At 40.7% G+C, this 9,708-nt stretch carries 8 protein-coding genes; 6 read left to right on the top strand and 2 right to left on the bottom strand.

The genetic code is table 11. The features are described 5' to 3' along the window. Nucleotides 1–236 precede the first annotated feature (236 nt). From WHS63_RS10760 to WHS63_RS10750, 3 genes are read left to right on the top strand one after another with little or no spacing between them, the layout of a single operon-like run. On the top strand, nucleotides 237–986 hold the full coding sequence (locus WHS63_RS10760; RefSeq protein ID WP_445205111.1) for a polyprenol monophosphomannose synthase: 750 nt from the start codon (nucleotides 237–239) through the stop codon (nucleotides 984–986). 10 nt (nucleotides 987–996) lie between these two features. After that, on the top strand, nucleotides 997–2,343 hold the full coding sequence (locus WHS63_RS10755; RefSeq protein ID WP_445205110.1) for a dihydroorotase: 1,347 nt from the start codon (nucleotides 997–999) through the stop codon (nucleotides 2,341–2,343). A gap of 4 nt (nucleotides 2,344–2,347) precedes the next feature. Next, nucleotides 2,348–2,836 (top strand): hypothetical protein, encoded by a 489-nt coding sequence (locus WHS63_RS10750; RefSeq protein ID WP_445205109.1) that lies wholly within the window; start codon nucleotides 2,348–2,350, stop codon nucleotides 2,834–2,836. Nucleotides 2,837–2,839: 3 nt separating this feature from the next. Here the strand turns inward: WHS63_RS10750 and WHS63_RS10745 are convergent, their stop codons facing one another. Continuing rightward, nucleotides 2,840–4,117: an aspartate kinase gene (locus tag WHS63_RS10745; RefSeq protein WP_445205108.1), complete on the bottom strand. Its 1,278-nt coding sequence runs from the start codon at nucleotides 4,115–4,117 to the stop codon at nucleotides 2,840–2,842. 150 nt (nucleotides 4,118–4,267) lie between these two features. Here WHS63_RS10745 and fbp point away from each other — a divergent pair, with 150 nt between their 5' ends. From fbp to WHS63_RS10730, 3 genes are all read left to right on the top strand, one after another. Next, the gene (gene fbp / locus WHS63_RS10740; RefSeq protein ID WP_445205107.1) at nucleotides 4,268–5,308 is read left to right on the top strand and encodes a class 1 fructose-bisphosphatase; all 1,041 of its coding nucleotides are present in this window, start codon (nucleotides 4,268–4,270) and stop codon (nucleotides 5,306–5,308) included. 913 nt (nucleotides 5,309–6,221) lie between these two features. Further along, nucleotides 6,222–6,950, top strand: coding sequence for a hypothetical protein (locus tag WHS63_RS10735; RefSeq protein ID WP_445205106.1), 729 nt, complete (start codon nucleotides 6,222–6,224; stop codon nucleotides 6,948–6,950). A 55-nt stretch (nucleotides 6,951–7,005) separates the two neighbouring features. Continuing rightward, nucleotides 7,006–8,202: an RsmB/NOP family class I SAM-dependent RNA methyltransferase gene (locus tag WHS63_RS10730; protein ID WP_445205105.1), complete on the top strand. Its 1,197-nt coding sequence runs from the start codon at nucleotides 7,006–7,008 to the stop codon at nucleotides 8,200–8,202. A 4-nt stretch (nucleotides 8,203–8,206) separates the two neighbouring features. Here the strand turns inward: WHS63_RS10730 and miaB are convergent, their stop codons facing one another. Beyond that, complete coding sequence (miaB, locus tag WHS63_RS10725; protein ID WP_445205104.1) at nucleotides 8,207–9,604, bottom strand: tRNA (N6-isopentenyl adenosine(37)-C2)-methylthiotransferase MiaB; 1,398 nt, start codon at nucleotides 9,602–9,604, stop codon at nucleotides 8,207–8,209. Between the last annotated feature and the right edge of the window lie 104 nt (nucleotides 9,605–9,708).

Raw genomic sequence — 9,708 nt, 5'->3', positions numbered from 1 at the left:
CCCCATCTGCTCCGCCCCCGCGCGCGCTCCCCTCCGAAAGCGGGTGCAAAAGTAGAAAAGCGTTTTTAATTACGCAAGGGTCTATACAGAATATTTTTGTTAAAGAGTGTTTCATGAAAGCCTATCCCCTGATTATCAAACCAAAAATTTCGCTTTCATACTTGAGATAGTTAGTTTTTGGGTAAAAAATGCTATCTTCGCACAATTATAGTATTACAAACTACAATCATATTCAGATGTCGTTTAAAGAGAAACTCGTAATTATCCCTACCTACAACGAAAGCGAGAACATTTCCCGAATGATTGGCAAGGTAATGTCGCTTGAAGGGAACTTCCATCTTCTTATTGTTGACGATGGCTCACCCGATGGCACGGCCAGTATAGTTAAAGAAAAACAAAAGGAATACCCCGATAGGCTTTTTATGATTGAACGCTCAGGGAAACTGGGATTGGGGACAGCATATATCACTGGATTTAAATGGGCTTTGGCCAATGGCTATAAGTATGTTTTTGAGATGGATGCGGATTTTTCCCACAACCCCGACGATTTAATTAACCTGTACAATGCCTGCGTTAACGGAGCCGATCTGGCTATTGGCTCGAGGTATGTTAACGGGGTAAATGTTGTGAACTGGCCCATTGGACGTGTGCTTATGTCGTACTTTGCCTCTAAGTATGTACGGATGGTAACAGGAATGAAAGTGATGGATACTACTGCAGGTTTTAAGTGTTACAAAGCCGAAGTGCTAAAGGCCATCAATTTTGACAAGATTAAGCATATAGGTTACGGTTTTCAGATTGAAATGAAATTCACAGTGTGGAAGCTTGGCTTCAACATAGTTGAAGTACCTATAATATTTACCGACAGAAAATTTGGTGCTTCAAAAATGAGTGGAGGAATTTTCAATGAGGCATTATGGGGCGTGGTTAACATGAAACTTAAAAGCATTTTTGTTTCCTACAAAAAACTTCATGCTTCAAACTAAATAACCATAAATGGGCCGACTTGCCATTATAAATGCTACCATTATTAACGAGGGCAAAACCTTTAAGGGGAACCTTATAGTTAATGGTGAAACCATTGAGCATATTAGTACCGCCCCATCAAATGTAGATAAGTTCTTGCCCGAGGAGATAATAAATGCTGAGGGTTTATGGCTTTTACCTGGAGTTATTGACGATCAGGTGCACTTCCGTGAGCCAGGCCTTACCCACAAGGGTGATATTTACACCGAATCGAAAGCGGCTGTTGCTGGTGGTGTTACATCATTTATGGAGATGCCTAATACAAAACCACAAACTACAACCATTGAACTACTCCACGATAAATTTAAGATTGCAAGCCAAAAATCGTTAGCCAATTACTCGTTCTATTTAGGAGCCACCAACGATAATATTGATGAGATTACTAAGGTTGACCCTAGAAATGTTTGCGGATTAAAGGTTTTTATGGGTTCATCAACCGGTAATATGCTGGTTGATAATGAGGATGCGCTTGAAAAAATCTTTAGGTTCTCACCTACTATAATTACCACACACTGCGAAGACGAGGATACTATCCGCAAAAACCTTGAAAAATACCAAGGGTTATACGGAAACAACATCGATATAAAATATCACGCAAGCATAAGGAGCGCTGAGGCTTGCTACCTATCATCGGCAAAAGCGGTTAGACTGGCAAATAGACATGGCGCTCGCCTACATATCCTTCATCTTTCAACAGCCAACGAGCTGGAACTTTTCAACAACAGCATACCCTTGGCCGAGAAAAAGATTACCGGAGAGGTTTGCGTTCACCATTTATGGTTTAACGATAATGACTACGACAGGTTGGGCTGGCGTATTAAGTGGAACCCAAGCGTAAAAACCGAAACCGACCGGTTAGCACTCATCCAGGGTTTAAAAAACAACCTGCTCGATGTAGTGGCCACCGATCATGCCCCACACCTGATTAGTGAAAAAAATAATGTGTACACTAGTTCAGCATCGGGAGGCCCTATGGTTCAGCACTCGCTGTTAGCTATGCTTGAGCTAAGCAGGAAGGGCTATTTTACGCCTGAGCTTGTTGTTGAAAAGATGTGCCACTCCCCAGCCACTCTTTTCAGGATTGAAAAACGAGGCTTTATACGCGAGGGATACTTTGCCGACCTTGTGCTTGTTAATCCAAATAAATCACAAGCTGTTGCCAAGGAGAACCTGTTCTATAAGTGTGGCTGGTCGCCCCTGGAGGGAGAAACACTTTCACACACAGTTGAAATGACAATTGTAAACGGGAGAATTGTTTACATTAAAGGAGTTTTCAATGAAACCATTAAGGGAAAAGCTCTAACCTTTAATCCCTAAACCAATGAACATTAAGTTTAAGTTGATTTTGCTTGCTATAGTGTTTTGGTCGTGCAGCAATCCGCAGCCTAAAAACGTAATTGTTGACATTACAGGAAAGGAGCAGGACCTAACCTTAATTGCCGATAGCATTAAGTATGAGGTTGTAGTTCAAGCATCCGAAAATGATATTTGGGAAAGTGAAAGGCTTCAAGGCTACCGGAACCACAAAAGTTTTATTGATGGCACATTTAAAGGTATACTTAGCGGTAAATTAAAGGTATTTGACTATTCAACCAACGAACCATTGACCGTTGAAGAGGTTAGAAAGATAATTGAAGACAATAAAATTGATGCTTCACAAATTGGCAAGCTACTTTTTACGGAACAATGGTTTACTGATAAACAGGGGCACCTCCATAAAAAGATACTCTCCATAACCTTTGGTAAATCTGAGTATAGCAAACAAGGAACCTTTAAAGGTTATAGCGCGCTATTCACGGTAAAATACTAGGCGCTAGTTAGCGTCCATTACAAAACGTGCAGTGCTTCTGGTTCTTTGTTGCAGATAAACAACCCGATTGCCAATAAAATCCTCAATTATTTCCGGCGTGTAATGCCTAATGGTTAACAGTTCAAGGTTACTGTTGTAACGAACGGCAAATTCGTGTTTCATTTCTTCCAGTGCATCACCAAGCCGGAGCTTATCGTTGTCAACGCAAACGGTAAAGTTTATGGCTGAATTATGCACCATATTAACCTTAATGCGATGTTTATATAGCAACGCAAAAATCTTACTGAGGCAATCCTCAATTACAAACGAAAAATCGCGGGGCGAAAGGGTTATTAGAACCTGATTCCTTTTGAGTACCAACACAGGGGGTAGCTTAACGGGAGTTTCGGAATGGGCAATGATAGTTCCCTGAGCATCGGGCTCCATGAACGATTTTACATAAAGAGGTATCTTTTTATTCTGTATGGGTTTTATTGTTTTTGGGTGAATAATTTGTGCTCCGCAATAGGCAAGCTCAATAGCCTCCTGATACGACACAAAGTTAAGCTTAACCGCATTGCTGAAAATCTTAGGATCGGCGCTTAACACGCCTTCAACATCTTTCCAAATGGTTACGTCCTGAGCATCGAGAAGATTAGCAAGAATGGCAGCCGTGTAATCGGAACCCTCACGCCCAAGCGTGGTTGTTGTTCCCACCTCAGTACCTGCTATAAAGCCCTGGGTTAAAAAGATATTTGCCAATGAGAAATCGAACTCACGCTGGCACAATAGCCGCGATGTTGTTTCATCAATTACTCCTTCACGGTAAGATGTATCGGATCTAAGGCATCGCCTTGCATCCACTAAAGTATTGGCAATACCAATAAAATTAAGGTAGTGGCTGACAATCCGGGTAGAGAAGAGCTCGCCGAACGACACTACCTGATCGTAATGGAAATCGTATCCCTTTGTAGGAGCCTGGCCAAACTGTGTTTCTAACTGGTTGAACAGGGCCTGCAACTCAGCAATAAGCAAGTGGTTGGAATCCCCTTCAACCAAATCCAATGCCTCGTTTAGGTGGAATTGCTTAATCTCCTTGAGTTTAGTATTCATTGCCGTTAAATCGGCATTCATCCAGTGCATTAAAACCTCCTCGAGCGCATTGGTTGTTTTAGCCATAGCCGATACAACAATTACTAGATTTTCAGTAGAAAATCTTTTTACAATGTTGGCCAAATTTCTTATAGCACCAGCCGACTTAACCGAGGCTCCGCCAAACTTAAAGACGCGAATGGGTTTCATTGCTAAAAAATTTCTCAAACTTACAAAAAAGCAAAGTATTTCCCCTTAACATGTATGTTACTTTTTTTAGATATTGCTTGTCAAGGAATGGTATCGCAAACGTTTTAAATTTGATTTTTTTTGTATTGCAATGCCTTTGCAACGGAAAAAATGGCTAATTTTACTCACAAATTAGAATTAACAACTATCATGCACGGTTACAATGTAAAAACACTAACACAGTTTATAATTGAGAGGCAAGCCGATTTCCCCTATGCTACAGGGGAATTCACCCGGTTGCTTTACCACGTGGGAGTAGCAGCAAAACTTGTTAACAAGAAGGTTAACAAGGCCGGACTTGTTGACGTTTTGGGCGAGGCGGGAAATATAAACGTGCAGGGCGAGGAGCAGAAAAAGCTCGACCTGTTGGCCAACTGGCAATTTGTACAAGCACTAAAAAACAGCAGAGAGTGCTGCGGTGTAGCATCGGAAGAGGACCAGGAAATAATTACTTGGGACGATGAGCTTAGTCAGGATGGCAACTACATCTTTTGCATGGATCCACTCGATGGCTCCTCCAATATTGATGTAAATGTATCAATCGGAACAGTTTTTAGCATCTACCGACGAATAAGCCCCCGCGGAACAAAGCCTACCATGGAGGATTTCCTGCAGCCTGGCAATAAACAGGTAGCCGCAGGGTACGTAATATACGGATCATCAACTATGCTTGTTTATACCACAGGCCGAGGAGTTTACGGTTTCACCCTTGATCCTTCCATAGGTGAGTTTTGCCTATCGCACCTTAATATAGTTACGCCACCCGATGGGGCAATATACTCCATAAACGAAGGTAACTATAACCACTTCCCTGAGGGGGTTAAAAAATACATTGAGTATTGTAAGCAGGAAGATAAGCCCACAAAAAGACCTTACTCAGCAAGGTATATCGGTTCGTTGGTTTCCGACTTTCACAGGAATCTCCTTAAGGGAGGTATTTTCATGTATCCGCCAACCGCATCGGCACCAAAAGGCAAGTTGCGCTTAATTTACGAGTGCAACCCTATTGCTTTCCTGGCCGAACAAGCTGGAGGCATTGCCACCGATGGTAAAAATAGAATTCTCGACATTCAGCCAGAATCGCTTCACCAAAGAGTCCCTCTTTATGTAGGTTCAAAAAATATGGTTCAAAAGCTTCAGGAATTTTTATAGTAACCTCAATAAATAAATATAATATCCGCGCTAAACGGTGCGTAAACATGATATTTTATCAATTCCTCCACATTAACCATTAACTACTTAATGGATTATATTATCCGAGTTTAGTCAATAGAAACACAATAAAAAAATCTAAACAGTTTGGTTCTTTTGATTTATCAAAGTAATCCAGACTTGTCAAAATTTTTCATTCTGAGATCTCGGAATGATTATGTTTTGTTAGTCGATGCGTCAATTGAAAAATTAAATTGTGAAAATTATCAAAATGTTTACGTATCCCCATTTTTTCAGTCCATTTTAGTTTTTTAATTTAAGGTACTTAGGTTTTGCTGTTCTCTTCTCGCTTTTCACTTTTCACTTTTCACCTAATATCCTCTAACTCCATCATAATCTGCTTATTCCGAATCATTCCGAATCATTCAGGTTCATTCCGACTCATTCCTCAAAATTAGACCATTTGAATTTGTTAATTCATGGTCATTTGGTTTAGCCGTTCACTTTTTACTATTCCTCTAACTTCCTCTAACTCCATCATATTCAAATTATTCCGAATCATTCCGAATCATTCAGGTTCATTCCGACTCATTCCTCTAAAATTAGCCCATTTGAATTTGTTAATTCATGGTATTTGGTATTATATTGGTCGTATATAACATTAGCAGTACTTTAATAAGGAAGGGAAAGTAGTTAAATCCAACTAAATTTTATTTTCAAATAATAATTTGCTCAATTGAAGGTTGACTTGTCCTATATATTTCATTTTCTGGTTTTTAGGGACATTGAAAAAATAATTAAATAAAATTTTTTAATCAATTTTTTGTAAATATTTGCATTTTAAAATAAAATGTTTTTAAATTGCAATTCAAAATAATTAGAAATCAGGAGTAAAACACTAAACTAACCAACCATGAAAAAAATCACACTCTCAAAAGAGGAGATTGAAGATCTAAAAGATCTTTACCAATCAGAGATTGATAGGGCACAACGACGAATTGATAGTTTAAAATCAATTTTGCGAAAAATTGAAAAGGGCGAATTGGGCGATGAAAAGGAAGTTGCCGCTCCTAAAAAAAGAGGACGCAAACCAAAAGTAAAAGAAGCAGCAGAACCCACTGCCCCCAAAAAAAGGGGACGCCCCAAGAAAAATACAGCCGAGGCCGATAAAAGTGCCCAAACAAAAGAGCCCAAGAAAAGAGGAAGGAAACCAAAAGTAGCCTCAGAAACAAAAGCTGAAAAGCCAAAAAGAGGTCGTAAAAAAATAGCCAAGAAAAAAGTTAAAACATCGCCTCCCAAGAAAAGGGGGCGGAAACCAAAATCGTTACGAAAGGGTTTAAAACCAACCGTTGGGGGCGAAAAAATTAAATGGAACAATTTAATTATCGATATTTTTAAATCGAACGATAAGTTGCTCCAGGCAAAGGACCTTACAGTGGGAGCTCTTGAAAAACTTCAACTGCCCGAGGTTGAAAAGGACAGAACCCGTATGGCCGTAGCAACCAATCTTACAAAACTAACAAAATACGAAAAAAAGATTTTGAAGTACACCCGTCCGGACGATAAAATAGCCTACTACGGTTTGGCAGAATGGTTCAATGAGGATGGAACCCTAAAGCCTGAGTACCAAAATAAATTCTAAATTTCATTCTTTATCGATAAAAAGGCCGTAAATTGCGGCCTTTAATTTTTATATTATGGGAAGTGTATTTGAAACGGCAGGTCGCGCCCTTGGTGAGGTTGTTTACCAAAATCGAAATTTAGACCAGGTAATTTCGTACTGGATTGCTCAAAATAAATTATGGGAACCCTTTGATAAGTACCAGTTTGCAGTTATTGTGGAGGAAACAACACGATGGTGGAGGTTGCTGAACGAACTACACGATAGTGAATTTCCAAAATTCGGCTCACATACCCATAACATTGTAGCCATTTACACTACCCTAACACCCTTTGGATTTCCAGAGGAGCGTAAGATTCCAAAACATTTTAAAAAGAAGTTTCAGAATAAACTAAATCAGCTTTCAAATAATAGGGCAATAAAGGAGTCTATTCCCGATTGGCTCGATGAACTAGGTTTTAAGGAACTGGGCGAAAAGTGGCCAAAGGAGATTCATAGCTTAAATCATAAAGCCCCAATAGTCCTAAGAACAAACCTTTTAAAAACGAACGTTCAAGAGCTTAATAATTTCTTAAAACGAGAGGGGTATAAAACAAAAATAATTCCCAACACCCACGCCATACTGCTAACCGAATCGGCCAACATTTTTAAATCCGAGGCATTTAAGCTTGGAATGTTTGAGCAGCAGGATTTTTCATCGCAGCAAGTAGTTCCATTTTTAAATGTGGAACCGGGAATGCGTGTTATTGATGCTTGTGCCGGGAATGGTGGAAAAACATTGCACCTGGCAAGCCTCATGAATAATCAGGGAAGAATTATTGCCCTTGATACTGCCCCATGGAAACTTGAAGAGCTTAAAAGGAGGTCGCGAAAGGCTGGGGTTACAAATGTTGAGACCAAAGCCATAGAAACAACAAAAACGATAAAACGTTTACAGGATAGTGCCGATAGGTTGCTGATTGACGCCCCATGCTCGGGTTTGGGAGTGCTTAAGCGTAACCCTGACTCCAAATGGCGGTTGACTCCTGAAAACATTGATGAGTTAAGAAAAACTCAAAGACAAATACTTGAAAAGTATTGGCCAATGCTTAAGGTTGGTGGCTGTATGGTTTATGCTACCTGTAGTATTCTACCCTCTGAGAATGAAGAGCAGGTTAAATGGTTCCTGGATCAAATGAATGGCCGCTTTGTACTGGAAGAGGAAAAACACCTATCCCCATCCCAAACAGGGTTTGATGGGTTCTACATGGCTCGACTAAAACGCATTGATTAGGCTGCTACTCCTCAACAATATGTCCTATTAACGTGGCAGGGGTGCAATCCGTTACCTCTACAAACACAAACTCTCCAATTTTGTGGTTCTCCTTTGGGAATACAACAACCTTATTCTGGCTGGTTCGGCCAAAAAATTCATCTTTTGACTTTTTGGATTCTCCTTCAATAAGCACTTCAAAGCGTTTGCCTAAATCGCTCTTCTTGCTTTGTTCGGAAAGTTTGCCTTGTAATTCAATGATTTCCATTAACCTGCGAGTTTTAACCTCCTCAGGCACATCGTCCTTTAGCTGGCGAGCAGCCTTTGTGTTAGGTCTCTCGGAATACTTGAACATGTATGCAAAGTCAAAACCTACTTCACGCATAATGCTGAGGGTCATATCGTGATCGACCTCGGTTTCGGTGCAAAATCCGGTAATAATATCGGTTGATATAGAACAATCGGGGATAATGGAGCGTATAGCTTTTATTCTGTCGAGGTAATCCTCCCGGGTGTACTTGCGGTTCATTAGCTGAAGAATGCGGGTGGAGCCAGATTGAACGGGGAGATGAATATGGTTGCAAATGTTCTCGTACATGGCCATGGTGTAAAGCACCTCATTGGTTAAATCCTTAGGGTGCGAGGTGGAAAAGCGAACCCTTAACCGTGGGTCAACCAGGGCAACCATTTCGAGCAAATCGGAAAAGTTTACTTTGTGCTTGATTAGGCCTTTTTGCTCCTCCCAGTGGTAGGAGTTTACATTTTGGCCAAGCAGGGTAACCTCGCGGTAACCAGCATCAACTAATTCCTGAACCTCCCTTACAATGGTATGGGGATCGCGGCTTCGCTCTGCTCCACGTGTGTAAGGTACAACACAGTAGGAACACATGTTGTTGCATCCGCGCATGATTGAAACAAAGGCTGAAACTCCATTTTTATCGAGCCGAACAGGGCTAATATCGGCATAGGTTTCCTCCCGGGAGAGTAAAACATTGATGCCCTTTTGACCATCCTCGGCAGCACGCAGCAGAACCGGTAGTTCACGGTAAGCATCGGGGCCAACCACCAAATCAACTACTTTCTTTTCTTCTAAAAGCTGATCCTTTAGCCGTTCAGCCATACAGCCCAATACCCCAACCAACACCGATGGCTTTGACCTCTTTACCTGCCCGAATAAATCAATTCGTCCAAATACACGTGTTTCAGCATTCTCACGAATGGAGCAGGTGTTTATCAGGATAACATCGGCTTGGTTAATGTTGCTAGTTATTGCGTACCCATTGGCTATTAGAATTGATGCCACAACCTCGCTATCGTTCACATTCATCTGGCAGCCATAGGTTTCAATGTAAACCTTAGGGCGGCTACTATCATCGCTCAGCGCACTTTCAAAAATGTTGGCATCTTCGGCATTAAAATCCATTGGAAATCTTATTTTTTGCAAAGGTAAGAATTTATGAATATTTTGCTTTAAGTGTCTAAAGTGATACAAATCAATAGAGGCTAAATATTTTTGTTAAGCACAAG

The organism is Tenuifilum sp. (assembly GCF_037481895.1).
Lineage (GTDB): Bacteria > Bacteroidota > Bacteroidia > Bacteroidales > Tenuifilaceae > Tenuifilum > Tenuifilum osseticum.
This window is presented reverse-complemented; position numbering and strand designations above follow the sequence as displayed.